At 63.8% G+C, this 23001-nt stretch carries 25 protein-coding genes and 1 riboswitch; of the genes, 12 read left to right on the forward strand and 13 right to left on the reverse strand.

Annotation, left to right across the window (positions count from 1 at the left end):
* Positions 1-189, forward strand: coding sequence for a hypothetical protein (locus G8767_RS03425; RefSeq protein WP_019744939.1), 189 nt, complete (start codon positions 1-3; stop codon positions 187-189).
* Between the two features lie 83 nt (positions 190-272).
* On the opposite strand, the gene G8767_RS03430 is transcribed toward G8767_RS03425, so the two are convergent.
* On the reverse strand, positions 273-836 hold the full coding sequence (locus G8767_RS03430; protein WP_095968827.1) for a transglycosylase family protein: 564 nt from the start codon (positions 834-836) through the stop codon (positions 273-275).
* A gap of 8 nt (positions 837-844) precedes the next feature.
* A riboswitch (cyclic di-AMP (ydaO/yuaA leader) is annotated at positions 845-1065 on the reverse strand.
* A 381-nt stretch (positions 1066-1446) separates the two neighbouring features.
* Here G8767_RS03430 and G8767_RS03435 point away from each other — a divergent pair.
* Positions 1447-2844, forward strand: a complete 1398-nt coding sequence (locus tag G8767_RS03435; protein ID WP_095968828.1) for a YncE family protein — start codon at positions 1447-1449, stop codon at positions 2842-2844.
* 95 nt (positions 2845-2939) lie between these two features.
* On the opposite strand, the gene G8767_RS03440 is transcribed toward G8767_RS03435, so the two are convergent.
* Positions 2940-3329, reverse strand: coding sequence for a YccF domain-containing protein (locus tag G8767_RS03440; RefSeq protein ID WP_003939919.1), 390 nt, complete (start codon positions 3327-3329; stop codon positions 2940-2942).
* 33 nt (positions 3330-3362) lie between these two features.
* The gene (locus G8767_RS03445) at positions 3363-3590 is read right to left on the reverse strand and encodes a hypothetical protein (protein WP_095968829.1); all 228 of its coding nucleotides are present in this window, start codon (positions 3588-3590) and stop codon (positions 3363-3365) included.
* Positions 3591-3805: 215 nt separating this feature from the next.
* Here G8767_RS03445 and G8767_RS03450 point away from each other — a divergent pair, with 215 nt between their 5' ends.
* Positions 3806-4219: a cold-shock protein gene (locus tag G8767_RS03450; RefSeq protein WP_166809487.1), complete on the forward strand. Its 414-nt coding sequence runs from the start codon at positions 3806-3808 to the stop codon at positions 4217-4219.
* 87 nt (positions 4220-4306) lie between these two features.
* On the opposite strand, the gene G8767_RS03455 is transcribed toward G8767_RS03450, so the two are convergent.
* The 3 genes from G8767_RS03455 to G8767_RS03465 form a co-directional block, all read right to left on the reverse strand.
* Positions 4307-4801, reverse strand: coding sequence for a DUF2771 domain-containing protein (locus G8767_RS03455; protein WP_206028809.1), 495 nt, complete (start codon positions 4799-4801; stop codon positions 4307-4309).
* Positions 4801-6495, reverse strand: a complete 1695-nt coding sequence (locus G8767_RS03460; RefSeq protein WP_346842955.1) for an MFS transporter — start codon at positions 6493-6495, stop codon at positions 4801-4803. The genes G8767_RS03455 and G8767_RS03460 overlap by 1 nt, the downstream gene beginning before the upstream one ends.
* A gap of 69 nt (positions 6496-6564) precedes the next feature.
* Positions 6565-7395: a glutaminyl-peptide cyclotransferase gene (locus G8767_RS03465; RefSeq protein WP_206028810.1), complete on the reverse strand. Its 831-nt coding sequence runs from the start codon at positions 7393-7395 to the stop codon at positions 6565-6567.
* Between the two features lie 38 nt (positions 7396-7433).
* Here G8767_RS03465 and G8767_RS03470 point away from each other — a divergent pair, with 38 nt between their 5' ends.
* The 3 genes from G8767_RS03470 to G8767_RS03480 all read left to right on the forward strand — a co-directional run bounded on the left by G8767_RS03470 (position 7434) and on the right by G8767_RS03480 (position 11554).
* Positions 7434-8255, forward strand: a complete 822-nt coding sequence (locus G8767_RS03470; protein ID WP_166809488.1) for a DUF3027 domain-containing protein — start codon at positions 7434-7436, stop codon at positions 8253-8255.
* A 68-nt stretch (positions 8256-8323) separates the two neighbouring features.
* Positions 8324-10996, forward strand: coding sequence for an ATP-binding protein (locus G8767_RS03475; RefSeq protein ID WP_166809340.1), 2673 nt, complete (start codon positions 8324-8326; stop codon positions 10994-10996).
* A 6-nt stretch (positions 10997-11002) separates the two neighbouring features.
* Complete coding sequence (locus tag G8767_RS03480; RefSeq protein ID WP_095968835.1) at positions 11003-11554, forward strand: phosphatase PAP2 family protein; 552 nt, start codon at positions 11003-11005, stop codon at positions 11552-11554.
* On the opposite strand, the gene G8767_RS03485 is transcribed toward G8767_RS03480, so the two are convergent.
* The gene (locus G8767_RS03485) at positions 11544-12587 is read right to left on the reverse strand and encodes an iron-siderophore ABC transporter substrate-binding protein (RefSeq protein WP_166809341.1); all 1044 of its coding nucleotides are present in this window, start codon (positions 12585-12587) and stop codon (positions 11544-11546) included. The genes G8767_RS03480 and G8767_RS03485 overlap by 11 nt on opposite strands.
* 92 nt (positions 12588-12679) lie before the next feature.
* Positions 12680-12937 (reverse strand): DUF2530 domain-containing protein, encoded by a 258-nt coding sequence (locus G8767_RS03490; RefSeq protein WP_166809342.1) that lies wholly within the window; start codon positions 12935-12937, stop codon positions 12680-12682.
* A 102-nt stretch (positions 12938-13039) separates the two neighbouring features.
* Here G8767_RS03490 and G8767_RS03495 point away from each other — a divergent pair, with 102 nt between their 5' ends.
* From G8767_RS03495 to G8767_RS03505, 3 genes are all read left to right on the forward strand, one after another.
* Positions 13040-14494 (forward strand): NCS2 family permease, encoded by a 1455-nt coding sequence (locus G8767_RS03495; RefSeq protein WP_095968837.1) that lies wholly within the window; start codon positions 13040-13042, stop codon positions 14492-14494.
* A gap of 65 nt (positions 14495-14559) precedes the next feature.
* A complete protein-coding gene (locus tag G8767_RS03500) occupies positions 14560-14991 on the forward strand; it encodes a MarR family transcriptional regulator (protein WP_003939901.1) in 432 nt (143 codons plus the stop codon).
* 107 nt (positions 14992-15098) lie between these two features.
* Positions 15099-16406, forward strand: a complete 1308-nt coding sequence (locus tag G8767_RS03505) for an MFS transporter (RefSeq protein ID WP_095968888.1) — start codon at positions 15099-15101, stop codon at positions 16404-16406.
* On the opposite strand, the gene G8767_RS03510 is transcribed toward G8767_RS03505, so the two are convergent.
* Positions 16390-16938, reverse strand: a complete 549-nt coding sequence (locus G8767_RS03510) for a hypothetical protein (protein ID WP_095968838.1) — start codon at positions 16936-16938, stop codon at positions 16390-16392. The genes G8767_RS03505 and G8767_RS03510 overlap by 17 nt on opposite strands.
* A gap of 70 nt (positions 16939-17008) precedes the next feature.
* On the opposite strand from G8767_RS03510, the gene G8767_RS03515 reads away from it, so the two are divergent.
* From G8767_RS03515 to G8767_RS03525, 3 genes are read left to right on the forward strand one after another with little or no spacing between them, the layout of a single operon-like run.
* Positions 17009-17599 (forward strand): TetR family transcriptional regulator C-terminal domain-containing protein, encoded by a 591-nt coding sequence (locus G8767_RS03515; protein WP_253252768.1) that lies wholly within the window; start codon positions 17009-17011, stop codon positions 17597-17599.
* A gap of 49 nt (positions 17600-17648) precedes the next feature.
* Positions 17649-18455, forward strand: coding sequence for an RNA methyltransferase (locus G8767_RS03520; protein ID WP_166809343.1), 807 nt, complete (start codon positions 17649-17651; stop codon positions 18453-18455).
* The gene (locus G8767_RS03525) at positions 18452-18712 is read left to right on the forward strand and encodes a DUF2537 domain-containing protein (protein WP_095968839.1); all 261 of its coding nucleotides are present in this window, start codon (positions 18452-18454) and stop codon (positions 18710-18712) included. The genes G8767_RS03520 and G8767_RS03525 overlap by 4 nt, the downstream gene beginning before the upstream one ends.
* A 20-nt stretch (positions 18713-18732) precedes the next feature.
* Here G8767_RS03525 and G8767_RS03530 read toward each other — a convergent pair whose 3' ends face one another.
* The 4 genes from G8767_RS03530 to G8767_RS03545 form a co-directional block, all read right to left on the reverse strand.
* Complete coding sequence (locus G8767_RS03530) at positions 18733-19518, reverse strand: hypothetical protein (protein ID WP_166809344.1); 786 nt, start codon at positions 19516-19518, stop codon at positions 18733-18735.
* A 52-nt stretch (positions 19519-19570) separates the two neighbouring features.
* Complete coding sequence (sepH, locus tag G8767_RS03535) at positions 19571-20476, reverse strand: septation protein SepH (protein ID WP_166809345.1); 906 nt, start codon at positions 20474-20476, stop codon at positions 19571-19573.
* Positions 20477-20673: 197 nt separating this feature from the next.
* Positions 20674-21795: a phosphoserine transaminase gene (serC, locus tag G8767_RS03540; RefSeq protein ID WP_007733484.1), complete on the reverse strand. Its 1122-nt coding sequence runs from the start codon at positions 21793-21795 to the stop codon at positions 20674-20676.
* A gap of 63 nt (positions 21796-21858) precedes the next feature.
* Positions 21859-22986 (reverse strand): citrate synthase 2, encoded by a 1128-nt coding sequence (locus G8767_RS03545; RefSeq protein ID WP_003940025.1) that lies wholly within the window; start codon positions 22984-22986, stop codon positions 21859-21861.
* Positions 22987-23001: the final 15 nt, after the last annotated feature.

Consider the following 23001-nt stretch of genomic DNA (forward strand, 5'->3'; position numbering starts at 1 on the left):
GTGGCCAACAATTCGAAGCAACACTATGTAGATCCAGGATGGCCGGAAACTGCAGACGGAGATCACGCAGTGACCGAATTGTCATCGACCCGCGCAGGTGGACTTTCACCCTTCGGCGAGGACACCACCTTTCCGGTTCCGGTGGAGTCACTTCCCTACGTACACCCGCACACCGTCATCAACCGATAACAACTCGACACGAAGAAGGCCCGCACCGAATCGGTGCGGGCCTTCTTGATGTTCGAGCGTCCGAGCGGACAGTCTTACCGGTGTTACTTGAGGAACGTCTTCGCGGTGTCGGCGACTGCGAGGATCTGCGGGTCGACCGGAATGCCGTTGGCCTTGGCGAACGCGATTGCCTGATCGATGGCGTCAGCGACCGGGTGTGCAACGGTCTGAGCGACCTGCTGAGCCGGAGCCGGAGCTGCCTGAGGAGCCGTGGTGGCCGGAGCGGAACGCTCGGTGGCGCCGCTGCTCAGTCCGAGGCTGGAGGAGCAGGACGGCCATGCGCCCCAACCCTGGTTTGCGAGAACACGCTCGGCAACAACGATCTGCTGCTCGCGAGTGGCCTGGTTTGCGGTGGCTGCATACTGTCCGCCGCCGTGTGCGTTCCACGTGCTGGGGGAGAACTGCAGTCCGCCCTGGTAACCGTTGCCGGTGTTGATGGCCCAGTTTCCGCCGGCCTCACACTGGGCGAGACGATCCCAGTCGGAGTCGGGGGCAGCGTTTGCGGTTCCGGTGGCTGCAATTCCTGCTACGCCCATGATGGCGCCGGTGACGGCGACCTTGGCGACAGTGCGGCCGGTGGTGGTGGGCTTGCGATGGCGTCCGCTCATGATGGTCGAAATCCTCTCCACACGCGCCTGCGAGGTCAGCTGTCGGGTTCGGGCTGAGAGGTCGCCCGGCCTCGCCTTTCCTGGCTGGAAAGGGTCTGGCTTCACCCCAAGATTCGGTCTTGCGATCGAACCGGTGTCCACTGGAGAACTTTTCTGTTCTCACAGAGGACTTTGGGTCCCCCGTCCTCGTCCCTGGAATGCTCTGTCGGAAGTCCGGTACCCGCGGGACAAGGCTTGGCGCGGCGGGCCGGAGGTGGCCGAGTTTCCCGGCCGAAAACGACGGTAACGGCTCGAGTCTCTCGTGTCACCATTTGATAACGCGGCGTGGCGAAGGACGTACAACGCGTCACACAGAGCGCAGGAGACTCTTCCCAGGTAGGTGGGGGTGCCTGAGTGAATGTCCGGTTGTGTCCGTTCCGTTATCCATCCGTAATGTGAGCAAGGTCACATGTTATATGGAAATGGAATGGCGGGCGATTGAGAGGCGCGTCGATTCCGGCCGAAGATGTGGCCTGCGTCTCAACATCGAAATTGAAACTTAGGTTAGGTTTGCCTCATCTGCCCGAAGGGCAGAATCCTCAGAGTCTTCCAAAGCATTAAGGCACCCCTCATGAATCTGCACTACCGTCGGCGCGCGGTCACCGCGTCCCTCGCCGTCGCCGCTGCTGCTGTCGGCCTGGCCGTCACTGCTCCCGCTGCACACGCCTCACCCGAGGATCCGACACACGGCGTTGTCGGAAGCTATTCCGCAACGCAGCCTGGCGACATCGTCGTCGACTCGGCAACCCACCGCGGATACATCACGCAGTACGGCGGACCGACCAGCTCGTTGTCCGTCGTCGACACGAACACCGGCGAGTCCGTCGGCAACATCGACGGTGTCGTCGGTTACCCGTCGGCACTTGCCGTGGACTCGGGCCTCGGACGCGCATACGTGTCCTCCTCCTACGGCGGCGCGATCTCGATTGTCGACACCAAGACCGGCAAGGTCGAAAAGACGGTCACGCTGAGCGAGAAGAACCCTGACGGCTCGCGGCCGCAGATCAACGATGTCGTCGTCGACCCCACAACGCACCGCGCGTACTTCTCGGACTACAAGTCCGGCAACATCCGAGTCGTCGACCCCAACGCCGCCGACGCCGTGTCGAGCATTCTGGTCGACAAGTCGGCAACGCCGACCAAGCTCGCCTTCGACGGCGACCGCGGCTTCCTCTACATCGCAGACACCAACTTCTTCGACGAGAACTACGGACGCACGCTGTGGCAGGCGGACGTACGCAAGGGTGGAGCGCTCAAGTCGATCGTGCGTGCCGACAACCTCTACCCGGTCGACGTCGATGTCGACACGAACACCGGAAACGTCTACATGACCGACACCAGGGCGACCAACCTGTGGACGATCACGCCAGCCGGCGCAGTCCTGTCGAAGACCACGCTGTCTCCGACTGCGATTCCCAACGGCGTGAGCGTCGACTCGGCTGCAGGCATTGCATATGTCGCGGACATCATGAACGGACACTTGTGGTCGGTCGACCTGACGACCCGCGCCACCACCGCTCTGACCGATACCAAGGTTCCCGCACTGGAGAAGGTCAAAAACCTCGCACTCGATACCTCGACCGGCGCCATCGCGTCGACGACCAACGGGGGCAAGGTGACGGTAGTTGCTGCGTACCCGCTGCCCGCGACCGTCGAACTGCCTGCTGGTCAGGTCGGCAAGGCGTATTCGCAGAAGCTTGCTTCCGCTGACTCCCGCGCAACCTTTGCACTCACCAACGGCACTCTGCCCGGTGGACTTTCACTTGCACAGGACGGCACCATCTCGGGAACCCCCACCGCTGTCGGCAGCGTCACCGTCGAGATCACTGCGAAGAGCGTGCTCTCGCGCGCGTCGAGCGTGACCATCGTGGTCTCCGAGGGGCCGGTCGGCCCCGTAGATCCGGGCAACCCGGGAACGGGTACCGGTTCGCTCGGCAATCTCCCCGGACTCGGTAGCCTCGGCCGCTGATCCGACCTGATACGACAGAACCCGACCACAGCGCCTGCCGTGGTCGGGTTCTTCTGGCTGTGCTGCCGGCTACGCGTAATTGACGCGGTCCACGGCTACGCGTAATTGACGCGGTCCACGTCGACGATCTCCTTGCCGAGCGGCATCAGCGAGATCGGAATCATCTTCAGATTCGCGACCGCGAGCGGAATACCGATGATCGTGATTGCCATCGCGACGGCGGTGACGATGTGTCCGATCGCCAACCAGATACCGGCGATGATCACCCAGATGACATTGCCGATCATCGAACCGACGCCAGCGGTCGGCTTGTCGACGACGGTCTTACCGAACGGCCACAGTGCATAGATGCCGATGCGGAATGCTGCGATTCCGAAGGGAATCGTGATGATGAGGATGCAGCAGATGATGCCTGCGGCGAAGTAACCCAACGCCAGCCAGAAGCCGCCGAACACCAGCCAGATCACGTTCAGGAGGATTCTCATGGTCAGTGACCTTTCGGTTGGAGGCGGGAGTGATCAGCGCACGCGTCGACCGGATCTGAGCGTGTAGACGATGGCCAGAATGAAGCCGATCGGGCACGCAAGTGCCACCAGGTACAAGGCCAGGCCGGGTGGGGTGTCGCTGAAGATATGGACTGCGAAGATGGCCACGATGGCCAGGAATCCGACAATGAAGAGTGCCATCGCCGTACGGAACAGACCGTTTCCGGTGCCGGAAGTGCGCGGGTTCGGTTGAGGGTCCACACCTACGAGGATAGTGCCTGTAAACCTGGGTGCCGACACGGGTTGGTCACAGGTAGACTGGTAACAGACTGCGCGCCCCGCTGAAGCAAGTGTGGGGCGCGTTCTTTTGCATTCTTCCACCGGAAGCAATGCGAGCAAGGCCATGAGGCTCTTCCGGGAGCCTCCCGAGCACATTGGGGCAGATGCCCCAGTCGAGTGATGAGCAGGTGAACGCGGTGCCGACCGGCAAGGTGAAGTGGTACGACGTCGAAAAAGGTTTCGGCTTTCTGTCGCAGGAAGAGGGCGAGGACGTCTACGTCCGTGCTTCCGCTCTCCCCGAGGGTGTCGAAGGCTTGAAGGCCGGCCAGCGCGTCGAGTTCGGCATGGCTGCAGGCCGCCGCGGTCCGCAGGCTCTGAGCCTGAAGGTGCTCGAGCCGGCGCCGTCGTTGCGCGGTGCTACGGCGTCGCGTCGCGAGCCCGTCGAGCGCAAGCACACCCCTGACCAGCTGCACGGCATGGTCGAGGACATGATCACGTTGCTCGAGGCGAAGGTCCAGCCGGATCTGCGCAACGGCAAGTACCCGGACCGCAAGACCGCTCAGCGGATCTCCGAGGTCGTCCGGGCAGTCGCTCGCGAGCTCGACACCTGATCGCTCGATGCGAGCTGCCGTACACGGCTTCGAAACAAAATGCCCTGCACACCAATCGGTGTGCAGGGCATTTTCATGTTCAGAGGATCAGGCGGTCTTGATCGACCAGATCAGCAGTCCCTGTTCGCTTCCCTCACCGACCGCGAGGTGAATTTCGACGCCGACGAGTTGTTTGACGGGATCGCTCGAAGACTCGACCGTCACGGCCAAGGCCTCGCCGGGCTCGAAGACTCGGGGCTCACCGGTCTGGTTGCCGTCGGCATCCTCGTAGACGGCGAGCAGTGCCCACTGCGCATCCGAGACGTCCGTCGACAACGACAGCTGCAGCGGGTAGCCCGCGGGAACATCGAGGGCGTAGATGTCGCCCACCTGGGCGCACTGGGACAGATCGATGGTGCAGAACCCGGCAGGGTTGGTCTCGATCGTCGTGCCGTGTGCGTATGCAGTGATGACCGGCAGTTTGTCGGGGTCGTCGTTGATGTTCTTGATGATCACGAAAAGAACGGAGACGTAAGCAACCAGTGCCACCACCATCAGGACACTGATCGCTGCCACGATCTTCTTTGTTCTCGAGCGCATCATCACTGCGGAGTACTTCCTTGTCCTCGGTTGGATTTACCGGTGTAAATCACTTCGGTCACTTCTTGCTCGGCCAGATCGGGTCGCTTCCCGCCGAGGCCGGGCAGGAGGCTGCTTCCTCGGTAGCTCAGGAAGGTCTGCAGGAGCCCGATCGTCAGGAACACCGATACAACAGTGAACCCGATCCAGTATTCGGTCGGAAGCAGAACCCCCAATGCGCCGCCGAGTACCCAGCTCAACTGCAGAACCGTCTCGGACCTACCGAATCCGGACGCGATCGATTCCTCGGGCAGGTCGTGCTGGAGTGACGCGTCGAGGGAGACCTTGGCGAGTGCGCTGGCGGCCGAGGCGATGAGTGTGGCAAGGGCGGCGGTCATCAGGTTGTCCGTCAGAGCTGCGATCACCGCGATGATCCATACCGACGCCGTGCACCGGAGCACGATCAATGCGGGCCGGCCGAGCTTGAGGCGCGCACCTGTGGCATTTCCGGCGAAGTTACCCAGACCGGCTGCCGCGCCGACCAGGCCGAGCATCATGGCCTGCTGGAGTGGCTCGTGATCGGTACGCGATTTGGCGACGAACGCGATGTAGAGCGTCAGGAAGCCGGTGAGTACGCGAATGGTCCCGTTGCCCCAGAGTCCGATGATCACGGCGCGTCCGAGAGGCTGTCGGACCTTGGCAGGTTTGGCGTTCGGCTGTGGCGGGGCGTTGCCGGCGTGGTGTGCCTCGTCCGGGTGGTAGGTGATGGTCGCGGGAACCTCACCCTCGGTGACCTCGACCCACGACGGGATTCGCATGCTCAGATATGCGCCGAAGACGGTGACGGCGACTGCGAACCACAAGGCTCCGGTGGAACCGAAAGCGAGCGCGAGCGCACCTGCGACAGCACCGGCCCCGATGGTTCCACCGATCAAACCGAAGACCGTCAGACGCGAATTGACGCGCACCAGGTCTATTTCCGGTGGTAGGACGCGTGGTGTCACCGCACTCTTGAGCACCGAGAACGATTTACTGAGCACCATCATTCCGAGCGCGGCCGGATAGAGGATCCAACTGTCGAAGTTGAAGACCAGGATCACCGCGAGGAGCGTCCGGATTCCGAACGACGACGCGAGTGCGATGCGGCGGCCGCGCTGCAAGCGGTCGAGCATCGGACCGATCAGCGGTGCGATCACGGCGAACGGAGCGATCGTGATCAGGAGATAGAGCGCGACCTTGGTCTTGTCCTCACCGGTCGCCGCCGAGAAGAACAGCGTGTTGGCGAGAGCGACGGAGATCGCCGCGTCGGTCGCGTTGTTCGTCATCACTGCGTAGGTGAGAGCAGTCAGACCGGACTTGTCCGCGCCGTCGGCCTTCGCTGCGCGCTGGAAGGTCGCGATGCCCTTGTTCGTCAGTTCGCGGCTGCGCATCGCTGCGACGCGAGTGACGGTGAGCTTGCGAGGCATCGGGGGAGCCTTGGGAGCGTCCGCACCCGGCGCCTTCGAACCGGCCGCGGAATCGGAGTCTGCCCGCGATTCGGGAATCGGATGCAGCGGCGGCAACGGCGTGCGACGGGCAGCGGGACGGGCCGAGGGCGGGTAATTGTCCGGGCGGGCCGCAGGTGGGTAATTGTCGTAACCGGGGTGCACCTGTTGCCCCTCCGGCTCGTCGTGGATTCGCCGAGTTTCGGGGTCGTAGGGTTCGCGCGGTCCGGTCACCACTCAATTCTGTCCTAGTGTCGGCGCGGCTACCACGCACACCCCTGCGAGTCCTGTGTCATGTCGGACTCAGTTAACAAAACGGACTTCGAACATCTGCGGCCAATACTTGCCGGTGAGCAGGAATCGATCGGTACCGGGAATCTGCGCGATGCCGTTGAGAACGTCGACGGTGCTGGTCGATCCATCCGTGACGAGTTCTTCGCGTAGCGGCGAAGCGTCGTAGACGTTGGTGACGCGCCCGTCCGCCGGATCGATTCGGACGACGGTGTCCGTGGTCCAGACATTGGCGTAGACGAAGCCGTCTTCGGCGCATTCCAGTTCGTTCAGTTTGCCGACGGACTCCGAGGCTCTGGTGACGTCGATCGTGGAGATCGACGCGAAGGTTTCGGGATCGCGAAAGGTCAACCTGGCCGTACCGTCGCTGGAGACCAGCCGATCCCCGAGTGAACAGATTCCCCATCCCTCGGTGTCGAGGGGGAACCGTTCACGTTCGCTCAGAGTGTTCTTGTCCCGGGCGATTGCGACGCCGTCCTTCCAGGTGAGTTGCCACAGTGTGTCTCCGGCGATGGTGATGCCCTCACCGAACAACGGCGGGTCGAGATCGGCACGTGCAATCTCCGGTCCCGAAGCGGGGGACTGCTCGTCCGAGATCTCGCTCGAGCGGACCCAGGACTGCCCGACGCGCCCGGTACTTTCGTAGAGGCGATTTCCGTCGATCTCGAGGCCTTGCGTGAATGCGCCGGGATCGTGCGCGGACACTCGGACGATCTCGACGGAGCCGGTTTCGGTCGTGAGGTTGTCGGGGGTACCGGGGGAATCGGAGCACCCCACCAAGGCCGACGCGATCACGGCGACCACTGCGAAAGTACGCACGGAATTGGCGTGTGACCTACTCATCTGCCCAGCATGGCAGCCCAGTGCGTTGCGGACTTGCGGTGGTGCGGCAAACTGGAGGAGTGAGTGTTGCTACTTCTCCAGAGCGTGCAGTGCCGCGCCCAGTACTGGCCGATGCGGTCGAGCTTGCCCGAACGGCAGTCGTCGACCTGCATGAAGGCGGTGTGGGGGCATACCTCGGCGTGACGTCGGAGGACGAATTTGCCGCCACCCATCGATTTGCAGCAGACATTCCGGGATACCGCGGTTGGCAGTGGGCGGTCGTCGTCGCTGCCGGACCGGAGGACACCCACGCAACGGTCAGTGAGTTGGCGCTGCTGCCAGGTCCCGACGCGTTGGTTGCGCCGGAATGGCTGCCATGGGATCAGCGGATCCGTCCCGGCGATCTCTCCGTCGGTGACCTACTGGCTCCGCCGGCCGAGGATCCTCGGCTCGTTCCCGGCTACGTCGCCACCGGTGACCCGGAAGTCGACGAGGTAGCTCTCGAAATCGGGCTCGGCCGCAAACAGGTCATGAGCCTCGAGGGTCGACTCGATGCCGCGCAGCGTTGGTTCGACGGTGACTTCGGCCCGGAGTCGGAGATGGCGAAGGCTGCTCCGTCGACGTGTGGGCTGTGTGGTTTCTTCCTGCCGCTCGCCGGTTCGTTGCACGCAGCGTTCGGCGTGTGCGGAAACGAACTCTCCGCAGACGGCCGTGTGGTCAGTGCGTCCTACGGTTGTGGCGCGCACTCGGACACCAGCCTGCCGCTCGGTGCGGGATCGCCGCAGTTCGACGCATTCGACGACGGAGCAGTCGAGCTGATTGCCATGCCCGCTCGCCCGTCGAGCGTTGTTGCAGTTGAGGATTCGGTATCCACCGAGTAGAAGATCCGTTCGGCACGGACGCACTCCGCGAGGCGACGCTGCGCGCGTGGTCGGAATCTCCGACGCGATTGCGTGAAGACGCGGCTGCGGAATCCGACCTCGCGAAGGCCGGGTACCGCGACCGTCTGCTCACCGAGTTGGCGCAGAACGCTGCCGATGCGGCGGCGCGCGAGGGCATCGAGGGCTCTCTGTGGGTGGACCTGGACGGTCGGACTCTGACGGTGGCGAACACCGGCCGTCCGCTGGACGAATCCGGCGTCCACGCACTCACCGCGCTGCGAGCGTCGAACAAGGTCGACACCGACGAAGGTGTGACGGGCCGGTTCGGAGTCGGATTCTCGGCAGTTCTCTCGGTCGGTGACGAGGTGGAGCTGCGCTCGTCGACGGGATCGATTCGGTTCTCCGCGTCACACACGCTGCGCGAGATCGAGTCACGCGAGCTCCCCGTGCCGGAAACCGGTGTCCCTGTACTTCGTTTGGTGTGGCCCTCGGGCGAATTACCGAGCGACGGTGCCGATTCGGAAGTGGTGCTGACGCTTCGGCCGGAAGTCGATGCCGCAGCGCTGCTTTCGCAGATGATGCGCGAGGCCGTCGACCTGCTTCTCGAACTTCCGGCTCTCGGATCTATTCGTGTGGGCGAGAAGATCTTTCAGCGATCGGAACGAGTGTTGGAGTCCGGTCTCGTCGAGATCTCCATCGGTGATCGCACGTGGTGGCAGTACACGGCGGCTGACGCACGATGGTTGGTTCCGGTCCGCGACGGGGTCGTCGAGCCGGTCGCAGGCGACGTCCTGCGGGCGCCGACGAGATCCGACGAGGAACTGTCGATCCCCGCGATCGTCATTGCCGACATTGCAATGCAACCCGATCGGCGACGCCTCATGCCCGGTGCACCGATCGCTCCGCTTGCCGAGGGGTATGCGAAGTTCCTTGCGGCTCTCCCTCCTCGGCAGCGAACGGCGCTCGTCCCGATTCCGGCCTTCGCCCGCAGTGAGACGGATTCGCTTCTGCGCGAAGCGCTTCTGAAGGAGCTGCAGGAAAACGAGTGGCTTCCGGTGGTCGGGGAACCTGACCGCGCGCCGCAGCGAGCGTCCGTGGTGCCCGGGCTCAGTGACGAACTCGCCGAGTTGCTCACCGACATCATCGGCGGACTGGTCGTCCCCGAACTCTCCGGGCCCAAGCACGAGCGAGCGCTCGCGGCGGTCTCGACGCACCGCATCGGGCTCGCGCGTATCGCCGAACTGCTCAGCGGCGTGGAACGTGAACCGAAGTGGTGGAATCGACTCTATTCGGCTCTCGAACCCTTGGTGATCGACACTCTCGCGGTGGAAGAGCTTGGAACACTGCCGGTTCCGCTCTCCGACGGACGAACGGTGACCGGTCCGCGGACCGTCGTCGTCGGCGTCGAACTGGGCGAAGACGCACCGTCGGTGCAGTGGACGAGGTTGGTTCATCCTGTCGCAGCGCACCCGTTGCTGTCCCGATTGGGAGCACAGACCGCCAGTGCCACCGACCTGCTGTCCGATCCGGCACTGCGAGCATTGATCGAAGATGCTGCGGATCAGGATGATTCGGTAGCGGCGGACTTGTCGCAGGTGGTGCTCGGACTGGCGGCCCATGTTGCGCCAGGAGCGCTGCCGTCGTGGATCGGTGAAGTGCTGCTTCCTGATTCGGATGGCGAATTGCGGTCCGCCGACCAACTTCTGCTTCCGGGAGCTCCACTCGCAAGCGTCCTGGTCGAGGATTCTCCCTTCGGCATCGTCGACGCTGATTTCGTTCAACAGGTGGGGGAGCAGGCGTTACGGGTAGTCGGTGTCGGGTGGAGCTTCACGGTGGTCCGTGAGGAATTGCCGTCCGGCCCCGATCACGATCTCGACGCCGAAGACGCATGGTGGGACACCCTCGACGAGGACCCCGAATGCGTCGAAGCCGTGCGCGATCTCGATCTCGTGGACGAAGACCGCTGGCCGCAGGCGTTGTCGCTGCTGGTCGAGTCACCGGCGACACGGGCGCTGCTCACCGACCGTCGTGGATACACGGCGTGGTGGTTGCGTTCGAATGCGGAACTGAGCGGTGAGGTGCTGGGCTTGCTGCGCGCTCCGGGAGATCGCACCTTCGAGGGATTGCTCGATGCCGCCGAACACCCCGACGCCGGATTCTTCTCCGGATTGCTGGCATCGGATACCGTCGACGATCCGGAACTGGCTCAGCTGCTACTCGATCGGCTTGCCGACCCACTGCGGATGCCGGCCTCCGCGGTCGTCGCTCGGACACACCGACTGCTGGGTGAGGTAGCGCAGCGACGGGTTCTCGACCTGGAGGAACTGCACCTGCCGCCGTTCGTGCGCGGGCTTTCCGGCGATCTGGTCGATCCCGGCGACGCTCTTGTCCTCGACCGACCGTGGCTGGGGGCGGCACTACCTGCACAACGAGTGGTGCTCGGCAGTTTCGATACGGCTGACGCATTGGCGGATCTGCTCGACGTCGCGACGGCGTCTACGTCCGTTCACGGTCGAGTGAGCAGCACCGGCATCGTGACTACGTGGGCGAACGAACCACAGGCAGTTCTCGGCTTCGCAGCCCTCGGCCGTGAGGTTCCCGGCGGCGAGGTAGTGATTCATCACGAACTGACAGTGGAACTGACGGGAGCGGTGGAGGCGACGGTGACCGTGCCGTGGTGGGTGGACTCGGACGACGTTCATCACGTGATGCGCACGTGGACCCTGCCGCAAGGGATGTGAGGGCAGATGTCTTTCGACCAGTGGGTGCTCGACAGCGCGGTGAGTCAGCGGACGGAGTGGCTCGTCGACGTAGTCGACGTCATCACCGACAGCGGCGGAACACTCGCGTCGTGGCTGATCGCGACGCTGCTCACCATCGTGCTTCTGGTTCGGGGACTACGCACCGAAGCTCTGCTGATCGCCGGGTCGATGTTGACCGGTCTGCTCGTGATGAGCGGATTGAAGCGCATCTTCACCCGGACCCGTCCACCCGTTCCGGAGCGTTTGATCGAAATCGATTCGTATTCGTTCCCGTCGGGCCACGCGATGATGAGTGCAATCCTCGCGACTTCGGTTGCCGCCGTGATCCTTCGGCTTGCCTTGCCGAGGCTCGCGAAGATGGCAATGCTCGCGAGCCTCGGCCTGTACACGGTCGCCGTCGGATTCTCCCGCGTCTATCTTGCTGCCCATTGGATGACCGATGTGCTGGCAGGCTGGGCGTTCGGGATGGTGTGGGCCGGCGTATGGATTTGGGGGACCGCGCAGATCAGGAAGCGCCGGGCGCTGGTTACTTCGTGAGTTCGGCGAGTAGTTGGCTCGTGGCCCACGGCAAGCTCAGCGCCGAGCTCGCGGTCAGGGCCGCGCCGACCTGCGGGGCCTGATCGTCGTTGACGTAGACGACGCGGTTGTTCTTGACCACGTCGAGTTGCTGGAATCCGGGATTGTTTCGGACTGCCTGGGCGGCATCGGGGTTGCCGATGACAACGAGACGGTCCACGTCGAGGAGATCGAGTCGTTCGGTGGAGATCGGCGCGTAGAACTCACCGTTCATCAAGGCCTCGACCGCCGGAGCAGGTTTGAAACCGAGACTGCCGAGGACCCGTCCGCGGGCGTCCTCGGAGGAGAAGGCGTAGAACTCCGGGGTCGCGTCGACGCTGATGATCACCGCGGTCTGGTCTGCAAATTCCGGGTGAGCGCTTCTGGCGTCGGCGAACTGCTTGTCGATATCGGCGACCAACTTCTCGCCGTCTGCTTCGCGACCCACTGCCTTCGCCGCGGTCTTCGTCGTGATCTGCCACGGAGTTGCGTAGTCGCCGTAAGCCGGGTCCTTCGCGACGGTGGGGGCGATCGCGGAAAGTGTGCTGTACAGGTCTTTGTCGATGCTCGAGTAGAGAGCGAGGATCAGGTCGGGCTCGAGCGCGGCGATCTTTTCGACGCTGATCGTGGTTTCGGGATTGCTGCCGACCACGGTCGGTTCGGTTCCGCCCCAAGGGCCGGTGACCCACGGCCACGTGCGGTTGACGTCCGGCTCACCCGGGTACTGGTTGACCATTCCCACGGGCTTGATGCCCAAGGCCAGTAGAGCCTGCTCGTCGTTGTAGCCGACGGTGACGATCCGTTGTGGTTCGGAATCGATCGTGGTGCTACCGAAGGCGTGATCGATCGTGACGGGGAAGGCGCCGCCACCGGAACCCGACGAACCACTCGAAGTGTCGTCCTCGTCCGAACTGCAGGAGACGAGTGCTGTGCCGACCAGGGCGACCAGAGCAACGGATGTCAGTCTCGTCCAACGTCCTCGGCTTTTCCAACGATTTCGGTGGGAGATCTTCACGGTTACGTGGTTCCTTTCAGCATTGACAAGCTAAGACCGACACTAGAGTGCAGGGTAGGCTTACCATACTGAAGAGCGTTGAATCGACCCGTTCAGTCGACCAGACCAGCGCCCTGTTGTGCGCCCTTGTCTCCGCGCACAGCTGCGCGTCGTTGAATCGAGAACAGAGCGAAGCCGAGGAAGCCGACTCCGATACCCGCGTAACAGATCGGGAGGGCGTCCGACCAACGATCCCCGCTCACCGCGACCACGATCGTGGCGATCACCCACAACGCGGTGCCGATGATCAGTGCCGGCGCGGGTGCGGACAATTTGCCGATCAGGCTGGTTGTGTTGCGAGTCTCCGTCACAAAATTAACGCTACCCGTACCCCGGTGGCCTACTCTCCCTAGTGCGACCGGCTTCATGTGCGCCGGCACACGGCGACCTACAGCGATGGGGAAAGAACAAACATGGCGGCACCCGGCAAGATCCTCGACACCTATTTCAAGATCAGCGAACGAGGGTCGACGATCTCGACCGAGATTCGCGGCGGTGTCGTCACCTTCGTGGCGATGGCCTACATCGTGGTCCTCAACCCTCTCATCCTCGGCAGTTTCTCGGCTGAAGACGCTGCGGCGAAGACCGACGTTCTCGGCAACATCCTTCCGGTCAACCAGGTGGCTGCGGTCACCGCTCTGGTGGCCGGCCTGATGAGCATCGTCTTCGGTGTCGTTGCCAACTATCCGTTTGCGATCGCCGCGGGTCTCGGCATCAACAGCCTGCTCGCGGTCACCATCGCACCGCAGGTCACCTGGCCCGAGGCGATGGGCCTGGTGGTCATCGACGGTGTGATCATCGTTCTGTTGGCGCTCACGGGTTTCCGGACTGCGGTGTTCAACGCGATTCCCTCGGCTTTGAAGTCCGCGATCGCGGCCGGTATCGGCATGTTCATCGCCTTCATCGGGCTCGTCGACGCCGGGTTCGTCCGCCGCATCCCCGATGCTGCCGGTACGACGGTTCCCGTCGGACTCGGAATCAACGGCTCCATCGCGTCGTGGCCGACCGTGGTGTTCATCTTCGGTGTGCTGCTCATGGGTGTTCTGGTCGTGCGCAAGGTTCGTGGTGGACTGCTGATCGGCATCGTCGTCACGACGATCCTCGCCGCGATCATCGAGGCAGTGGCCGACGTCGGACCCTCGCTCGGCACCAACCCCAAGGGCTGGAACCTCAGCATCCCCGCAATCCCGGACATGCTCGGCGGTATGCCTGATCTGAGCCTGGTCGGCGACGTCAGCATCTTCGGCGCATTCACACGCATCGGTGTTCTGGCCGCCAGCCTGTTGGTCTTCACCCTCGTACTCGCGAACTTCTTCGACGCCATGGGCACGATGACCGGCCTCGGTAAGGAAGCCGGCCTGACCGACAAGGACGGAAACCTCCCCAACGTCGGCCGCGCGCTTGTCGTCGAAGGCGCGGGCGCGATCGTCGGCGGTGGCGCTTCGGCGTCGTCGAACACCGTGTTCGTGGAATCCGCGTCGGGTATCGCCGAAGGTGCCCGCACGGGCCTGGCAAATGTCGTCACCGGACTGCTCTTCCTCGTCGCGATGTTCCTGACGCCGCTCTACTCCGTCGTGCCGATCGAGGCAGCTGCACCCGCTCTGGTCGTCGTCGGTGCGCTGATGATCGGACAGGTCCGAGACATCGATTTCACCAAGTTCTCGGTGGCGCTCCCGGCGTTCTTGACCATGATCGTCATGCCGTTCACCTACTCGATCGCCAACGGCATCGGCGTCGGCTTCATTTCATGGGTGGTCCTGCACGCTGCCAGCGGTGGTATCAAGAAGATCCACCCGTTGCTCTGGATCGTGGCGGCACTTTTTGTGGCCTACTTCACTGTCGGACCCATTACCGACGCCCTTACGTGAAATCAGGGTTGACCGGTATTCGATTACGTGAGCTACCGGCCAGCTCTTGACGTATTGTCTGACGCGTGACCACCGAAACTCGTGCGCTGGCCAGCGATCTTTCCCTGGCTGTAGTGCGTCTCACCAGGCATCTGCGCGGCCGCAGAGTCGACGCTCAGGTATCGCTGACGCAACTGTCGGCTTTGGCCAGCCTGGATCAGTACGGCCCGATGACTCCTGGCGTACTCGCAGCACGTGAGAAAGTTCAGCCGCCGTCGATGACGCGTGTTGTTGCTTCTCTCGCCGAGCTCGGTCTGGTCGAGCGCTCGCCGCATCCCACGGACGGTCGTCAGATCATCGTGAATCTCTCCGACGCCGGGCAGGCGTTGCTCGCGGACGAGACCCATGCGCGTGAGGCGTGGATGAACGAGCAGTTGGCCGGGCTGGGCGGCGAAGAACTCGCGACGCTGCGCGGGGCCGTCGAGATCATCACGGAGATGGTCAACAAGACGGAGTAGCTCCGCGACCGAGTAGTTGTTGCGTAGCTCCGCTACACAGAGGTCGTTGCCCGAACGAATTACTCGAGGGGCAAGATGGTGGGGTGCCCCGAGACCCCGATTCCGGCATGTTTGCCGCGCTCCACAACCGTAACTATCGCCTTTGGGCTTCCGGACAGATCGTTTCTCTGGTCGGCACGTGGATGCAACGTATCGCCCAGGACTGGCTGGTACTGACGCTCTCGGACGGCAACGCGCTGGCGGTGGGCATCGTCATGGCCTTGCAGTTCGGCCCGACGCTGTTCCTGTCGGTGTGGGGCGGTGTGCTGGCCGATCGGTACGACAAGCGTCGCATCCTGATCTTCACCCAATGGGCGAGTGCGGTGTGCGCGCTGGTGTTGGGTGTTTTGGACGTCGGTGGGCTCGTCGCGTTGTGGCACGTCTTCCTGATTGCCTTTGCCCTCGGCTGTGTCTCGGCGCTCGACGCTCCGGTGCGTCAGTCGTTCACTATCGAAATGGTGGGCAAGGAACACCTGTCCAACGCCATCGCGCTCAACTCCATGACGTTCAACACGGCCCGCATCGTCGGACCGGCCATCTCGGGTGTTTTGATCAACCTGATCGGTACCGGGTGGGTGTTCCTGCTCAACGTCGCGACGTTCGGTGGGGTGCTCATCGCGCTGTACCTGATGAACAAGAAGGAGCTGATCCCGTCCGAACCGGCCCCGCGTACCAAGGGACAGGTGCGCGACGGGTTCCGATACGTGTGGGGCCGCAAGGACCTTCGCGTGATCATGGTGTCCGTCTTCATGGTCTCGACGTTCGGTTTGAACTTCGCGATCAGCCTTGCGGTGATGGCGCGCAACACGTTCGGTCTCGAGGCCGACGGTTACGGACTGCTGTCCACGACGCTTGCCGTGGGCACCCTCGCCGGCGCTGCATATGCCGCAAGACGGAAGGAAGCGCCGCGACTGCGGACGTTCCTCGGTGCCGCCGTGGCTTTCGGTGTGTTCGAGGTCGCGGTGGGATTGATGCCCACCTACGCGCTGGTGGCGCTGATGTTGATTCCCACGGGCGCACTGACGTTGACGTTCACGACGTCCGCGATGAACATCCTGCAGATGTCGGTGCCTTCCGAGATGCGTGGGCGCGTGATGGGTATCTACATGCTCAGTTTCCTCGGTGGCACACCGCTGGGAAGTCCGCTGCTGGGCTGGCTGGCCGACTCCGTGGATCCCCGTGCGCCTTTGATCGTGGGTGGAGTGATCTCGCTCGTCTCGGGCACAGCGGCCGGGGTGTACCTGCTACGTAGCGAAGGACTGAAACTTCGTCTTGCGCGACCGGAAGACGGTGGCAGATTGCCGGTTTTCGTCCTGCGTCCGGTGATCGTGTGCGACGCGACCGAACAGGCGGTCGAGGCTAGCCGCGCGCCGTGACCTTCTCGCGCTTGGGAAACACCGTGTAGCTCAGGGCGATTGCTCCCCAGATCGCGAGCACCACTGTCAGCTTGCTGATCCACCCGTCGAGGGCACCCGTACGGGCGGGGTCGTCGACGAGGAAGATGGCCGCGCCGAGAAGTCCGCACGCGATGGCCCAGGCGATCGCAGCTTTGCCGAACTCGCGCCATTCGCGCAGTGCTCGCGCGCTCCCGTACCTGGGCGGCGCCACCGGTGCCGGGCCGCCGGCGAATCGGTAGGCGAACCTGGCGTCGGCCCAGGAGATGAGGCTGTGTCCGAATGCTACGGAGAAGCCTATGTAGGCCGCAGCAAGCCCGTGGGTGAAGTTCGCCTCGCCGCCGCCCCGAAGATCGAGGGCCGTGGCGACGAGCAGCACGACGTCGACCAGGGGTGCGCAGATGAGCAGTGCGGCGCCCAGAGTCTTGCGGCGCAGCAGATAGCGGGCGGCGAGACCTGCGGCGATGAACACCCAGAACATGATTTCGCACGCGATGATCAAGTGGACGATCATGACATCAGCTCATTTCTAGTACGACTGTGTTAGTGCTTGAAAACTAGCACAGCTGTGTTAGTTTTGTGAAGTGGTGAAACGTAGCAGTCCGGATGAGCGGCGTGAAGAGATTGCCGAGGCCGTGTGGCGTGTGATCCGACGCGACGGTGTCGCAAGCGCCAGCGTCCGCGCCGTGGCCGACGAGGCACAGATGTCGACGGGGTCGCTACGTCACTTCTTCGCGACGCAGTCCGAACTCTTGCTGTTCGCGATGACGCTCGTGACCGTCCGGGTGGAGGAAAGGATTGCCGGCATCGACTTCGATCCCGACATCCGCCGCGCCATCCGTCAGTTCACCGATCAGTTCGTTCCCCTCGACGAAGACCGGCGAGAAGAAATGCAGGTCTGGGAGGCTTTTGCTGCTGCCGCTCAAACCGATTCGGCGTTGACGGCAGTGCGTGACGAGACGGATCGGACCTTGTTCGGGCACTTTCGTTCGTTCGTCGACGCAGCGTTTGAAGCGGGATTTCTACGGCCGGGTGCCTCGGTCGACATCGAGGCGATGAGATTGCATGCGCTCGCCGACGGGCTCGCGTCGCACGGCGTCGACAATCCCGAGCGAACCAATCCAGAGGTGATCAGCCAGGTGCTCGACGCGCATTTCGTCACGCTGTTGCGCTAGGTCGGGAGTAGTGGTGGGGGGCTCGCGGTGCGTACGGCACGATAGACCCGTGGTTCACGTCATCGACATCTCAGATCCCGCCGACCCCCGGCTGGATGACTTTCGCGATCTCAACTCCTCGGATCGGCGCCCTGACCTGCCGGAGGGCAAGGGGCTGGTCATCGCCGAGGGAGTGTTCGTCACCCAGCGACTGCTGACCTCGCGGTTCGTGCCGATCAGTCTCCTCGGCGTCGAACGACGGCTCCTGGAGCTCGCTGACGATCTCGACGGTGTGGACGTGCCGTTCTACCGTACGAGCGCGGAAGTGATGGCCGAGGTCGTCGGATTTCACCTCAACCGTGGCGTCCTCGCTGCAGCAGCACGCCCGGCGCCGCTCGCAGTTTCGGACGTGTTGAAGGACGCGAAGACCGTAGTGGTCCTCGAAGGCGTCAACGATCACGAGAATCTCGGTTCGATGTTCCGCAACGCGGCGGGGCTCGGTGTCGATGCAGTTCTGTTCGGGAAGGGTTGTGCCGACCCGCTGTACCGGCGGTCGGTCCGTGTGTCGATGGGGCACGTGCTGCGAGTGCCATTCGCGCATGTGGCAAAGTGGCCACACGATTTGGATGAGCTGCGTGGCAACGGTTTTCAGCTCATCTCCTTGACTCCGAATCCGGAAGCGGTCACTTTGGCCGAAGCGATGACCGGGGAGAAGGTGGCGCTACTGCTGGGCGCCGAGGGGCCAGGTCTGACCGAACATGCGATGCGGGCCACCGACATTCGCGCCAAGATACCGATGGCGCCAGGCACCGATTCACTCAATGTCGCGACCGCAGCGGCGATGGCCTTCTACGAACGTGTCAGGACCGGCCGGTGACTTCTGACCGCACGCCCTGGTTCACCGGAATCGCGGTGTCGGTATTCGCCGCGATGCTCTCGACCAGCGCCGTCGCGGCGTTCTGCATCGCGCTCGGCGACGTGAACGTGCTCCTGGCAGTCGTCGTCAATCTCATTGCGGTAGGCGGACTTGCGCCGACCGTGTGGCGCTGGCGAGCGATTCCCGTCTGGCGATGGGTGGTCTTCGGGGCAGCGGCCGGAGTTCCGCTCGGATGGATCGCAGCGATAGCCGCGTGACCGTGTGATGCCGGTTCGCGCTACTTGAACCCGAAGTACCGAGCGAGGCGGCCGCGCGGCTTGGCCACCGGTGCGTCGTGGATCGGCGGCAGGTTCTCGGGCATGGGCACCCCTGTCGGCGCCTGCTCGGGTACCGGTGCGGGAGCTGGGGGCGCAGGTTTGGGTGCCTCGCCGGGGCGATGAATCTTGAAGCCCCACAGGAGAATCTGCGTCGTGTCGAGTTCGTGCTCTCGCGGCGCGCCGGTGTATCGAAATCCCAGCCACTCGAGGTTGGCAGACTCCGCGAACTGTTGTGGGTGGAACGGAAGTGACTGCGGATCGGGCAGGATCCCGGGCGGGTAACGCAGGGGATGGTTGCCGGCCCAGAATTCCCGTTCCCAGGTCTGCGGGATCCCCAGATTTTCGACGATGTCGATCGGGATGGCACTGAACGAGCGTCGTAGCTCGCCGTCCTCCCACAGCGCAAACGAACCCTGCGCGGTTTCGGGGACGGAGCTGATCAACAGCGTCGAGCCACCCTCGGCTGAAAGGCGCCAGGACTCAGGCAGTTTCGAGGGGACGAAGGTGCTGAGTTCGGAGCTGCAGACGACACTCACTCGGCCGTACGCGCCGACGAAGACGTACCCGGGGCTCACCGTCGCGGCGATGGACAGCGGCTGAGGCCCGAGCGACTCGAACTCCTTGTCCGGGTACAGCGACATGGCGATTTTCAGCGCCTCGGTCTGATCAGGCTGTGGGTACTTGCTCAATTCGGTGCGAGCGTCTGCGCCGCCCAGAAACCAGATCGTCGATACCCGTGCAGCCACCGGCAGCCCTCTCTCCTCAGCCTCGCTCGAAAGAAGAATACTTTCCTTCGGGTCAGCGACCGCTGCTGCGGACCCCGAGGAGTACGTCGTCCCACGAGGGCAGAGCAGGCCGTCCGCGCTTGTCTTTGGTCTGCGTCTGCTGCGGAGCGGTTTTTGGGGTCACATCCGGTGCAGGCTCGGGAACCTCTTCGGCGACGACGGTTTCCGGCTCGACCGCAATCGGTTCGGGTGCCACGATCCGTTCCGCCACTACCGTCCGCTCGGGGACCACTGCGGGCTCGGGCTCGATCTCCACCACCGGTTCGACGTCGAATCGGGACAGTTCGAGTTGTTCGGGCTCGCTCGATGCCACCGGTACCAGGCCGCGGAGCGGGCGACCGAAGTCGGGATCGATCAAGTCGAATGCCGCGTCGTCGAGTGCGACGATCGTTCCGCCGTGCGCGTCGGGCTGGTAGCGCCAGTGCGCGGCGTTGGTGGTGCGGCCGGCCTGCCACTGCAACTGGGCGACCCACTGATTGTCCTCGTCGCGCCAGGCATCCCAGGTGGCCTCGTCGATGCTGTGGCCGCGGGCGCGGAATGCGTGCGTCACGATTTCGGAGAGGGTGGGGACCGTCGGACCGTTGTCGCGGACCGGGTGTCCGCCCTGGGCCATCTCCGCGGCGCGGGAACGCTCGAGAAGGACGGGGTACGCAAAGCGCTCGACCTTGCTGATGGGGATCTTCGCTTCTTCGGCGACCTGCTCTACGGAAGCGCCGGAACGGATGCGCGCCTGAATTTCACGGGGACGGAGTTGGCTTTCCATTTCGATCTCAATCTGGCCGAGTCGAGCCACGTCTCCGCGGGAAGCTGCACGAAGTTTGTCATCGGCGGGAAGCCGGAATTTCTGGCCGGTTTCAGCATCTGCGCACACCACATGCGATCCATCGGGTTCAAGTCCGATCACTCGAAGCTCTCGCACATTGACCTCCTTATCGCGCCGGCTCGCGACTTTGCGCCGCGCTCAACTGTAATTCATTCGTGACCATGGACTCGGCAGGACACGCAGGGCGAGATGACCTCGGATCCGACCACCGGTGTGGTAGCTCACAAGGCCTGGCAAACGACGCTCGGCCCCCGACGTCATGTCGGGGGCCGAGCGGTGAAGCACTGCGAAAATCAGCCGAGCTGAGAAACGACCCAGTCGATGCTCTTGGTGAGAGCGGTGACGTCATCGGGATCGATTGCGGGGAACATGCCGACGCGCAGCTGGTTGCGGCCGAGCTTGCGGTACGGCTCGGTATCGACGATTCCGTTGGCGCGCAGGATCTTTGCCACCTCGGCAGCGTCGACGTCGTCGTTGAAGTCGATGGTGCCGACAACCTGCGAGCGGTGTGCCGGATCAGCGACGAACGGCGTGGCGAACTCGCTGGCCTCGGCCCAGTTGTACAGGCGCGAGGACGAATCCGCGGTGCGAGCGGTGGTCCAGTCGAGGCCGCCGTTGCTGTTCATCCACTCGATCTGGTTGGCGAAGAGCAACAGAGTGGCCAAGGCCGGGGTGTTGTACGTCTGATCCTTGGAGCTGTTGTCCACGGCGATGGGCAGCGAGAGGAAGTCAGGCGTCCAGCGACCCGAATCCTTGATCTCCGCGACGCGCTCGAGGGCGGCCGGGCTCATCAGTGCGATCCACAGTCCGCCGTCCGCAGCGAAGCACTTCTGCGGAGCGAAGTAGTAGACGTCGGAATCTGCGACGTTGACCGGAAGTCCACCGGCGCCCGAGGTGGCGTCGATGGCGATCAGGGCGTTCTCCGAACCCGCGGGGCGCGAGACGGGAATCGACACACCGGTGGAGGTCTCGTTGTGCGCCCAGCCGATGAGATCGACGGACGGGTCGGAGACCGGCACCGGCGCGCTGCCCGGATCGGCGGAAACGACGATCGGGTCACCGATGAACGGGTTGGCCTTGGCCACCGAAGCGAACTTGGAGCTGAATTCGCCGTTGGTCAGGTGCAGCGACTTCTCGCGGATGAGGCCGAATGCAGCCGCATCCCAGAACGCAGTGGTTCCGCCGTTACCGAGGACGACCTCGTAGCCCTCGGGCAGTGAGAACAGATCGGCGAGGCCGGACCGAATGCTGGCAACAACGTTCTTGACCGGCTTCTGGCGATGGCTGGTGCCGAACACCGAAGCGCCCACCTCGACCAGGGACTGCAGCTGCTCGGGGCGAACCTTGGAAGGACCGCAGCCGAAGCGTCCGTCGGCGGGCTTGAGGTCGGCGGGGATGATCGGTGTGGAGGTCATCGCTTCTTTCTGTTCCTTCACTTGTGTTCTGTACTACCGTGATTGGCGAATTCGAGCGGGGTACTACGCGTGGCTGATCTGGTCCCAGCCCTCGACCGACTCCGGAGTACGGGGCGCCGGGCCGGTGTAGATGGCGGCCGGGCGTACCAGTTTACCGAGACGCTTCTGCTCGAGGATGTGTGCACACCAGCCGGCGGTGCGACCACAGGTGAACATGGCGGGCATCATGTGCGCGGGAACCTCGGCGAAGTCGAGGATGACGGCGGCCCAGAACTCGACGTTGGTCTCGATCGCGCGATCGGGACGACGCTCACGCAGTTCTGCCAGTGCAGCCTGCTCGAGAGCTGCGGCTGCCTCGTAGCGAGGAGCGTTGAGGCGCTTCGCGGTGGCGCGGAGCACGCGTGCACGGGGATCTTCGGCGCGGTAGACGCGGTGTCCGAAGCCCATGAGCTTTTCCTTGCGGTCGAGGATTCCCTTGACCAGTGCGCGGGCGTCGCCGGTCTTCTCGGTCTCTTCGATCATCGGAAGAACGCGGGCCGGTGCGCCGCCGTGCAGCGGGCCGGACATCGCGCCGATGGCGCCGGAAAGCGAAGCCGCGACGTCGGCGCCGGTGGAGGCGATGACGCGGGCCGTGAAGGTGGAGGCGTTCATGCCGTGCTCGGCTGCCGAGACCCAGTACGCGTCGATTGCCTCGACGTGCGCCGGATCGGGCTCACCCTTCCAGCGCACCATGAAGCGCTCGGTGACCGTCTTGGCCTCGTCGATGCGGCTCTGGGGGACTGCAGGCTGGTAGATGCCGCGAGCGGACTGCGCGACGTACGACAGTGCCATGACGGATGCGCGGGCGAGCTGGTCGCGGGCGGTCTCGTCATCGATGTCGAGGAGCGGCTGGTAACCCCAGATGGGGGCCAGCATCGCCAGTCCGGCCTGGACGTCGACTCGGACGTCGCCGGTGTGAATGGGGAGGGGGAACGGCTCGGCCGGCGGGAGGCCGGGGCCGAAGCGTCCGTCGACGAGAAGGGCCCATACGTTGCCGAAGGTGACCCTCTGGCCGACCAGGTCTTCGATGTCGACTCCGCGGTAGCGCAGTGCGCCGCCGTCCTTGTCGGGTTCTGCGATATCGCTGGTGAAGGCGACGACGCCTTCGAGTCCGCTCACAAAATCGTCCGGTATTGCTGCGCTCGCTGCCATTCTCGTGGACTCTCC

The organism is Rhodococcus sp. IC4_135 (assembly GCF_011602025.1).
Classification (GTDB): domain Bacteria; phylum Actinomycetota; class Actinomycetes; order Mycobacteriales; family Mycobacteriaceae; genus Rhodococcus_F; species Rhodococcus_F baikonurensis.

Coding starts and splice junctions, on each gene's coding strand:
- G8767_RS03430 (WP_095968827.1), bottom strand. CDS start 836: ATGAGCGGACGCCATCGCAAGCCCACCACCACCGGCCGCACTGTCGCC.
- G8767_RS03435 (WP_095968828.1), top strand. CDS start 1,447: ATGAATCTGCACTACCGTCGGCGCGCGGTCACCGCGTCCCTCGCCGTC.
- G8767_RS03440 (WP_003939919.1), bottom strand. CDS start 3,329: ATGAGAATCCTCCTGAACGTGATCTGGCTGGTGTTCGGCGGCTTCTGG.
- G8767_RS03455 (WP_206028809.1), bottom strand. CDS start 4,801: ATGATGCGCTCGAGAACAAAGAAGATCGTGGCAGCGATCAGTGTCCTG.
- G8767_RS03465 (WP_206028810.1), bottom strand. CDS start 7,395: ATGAGTAGGTCACACGCCAATTCCGTGCGTACTTTCGCAGTGGTCGCC.
- G8767_RS03480 (WP_095968835.1), top strand. CDS start 11,003: ATGTCTTTCGACCAGTGGGTGCTCGACAGCGCGGTGAGTCAGCGGACG.
- G8767_RS03495 (WP_095968837.1), top strand. CDS start 13,040: ATGGCGGCACCCGGCAAGATCCTCGACACCTATTTCAAGATCAGCGAA.
- G8767_RS03505 (WP_095968888.1), top strand. CDS start 15,099: ATGTTTGCCGCGCTCCACAACCGTAACTATCGCCTTTGGGCTTCCGGA.
- G8767_RS03510 (WP_095968838.1), bottom strand. CDS start 16,938: ATGATCGTCCACTTGATCATCGCGTGCGAAATCATGTTCTGGGTGTTC.
- serC (WP_007733484.1), bottom strand. CDS start 21,795: ATGACCTCCACACCGATCATCCCCGCCGACCTCAAGCCCGCCGACGGA.
- G8767_RS03545 (WP_003940025.1), bottom strand. CDS start 22,986: ATGGCAGCGAGCGCAGCAATACCGGACGATTTTGTGAGCGGACTCGAA.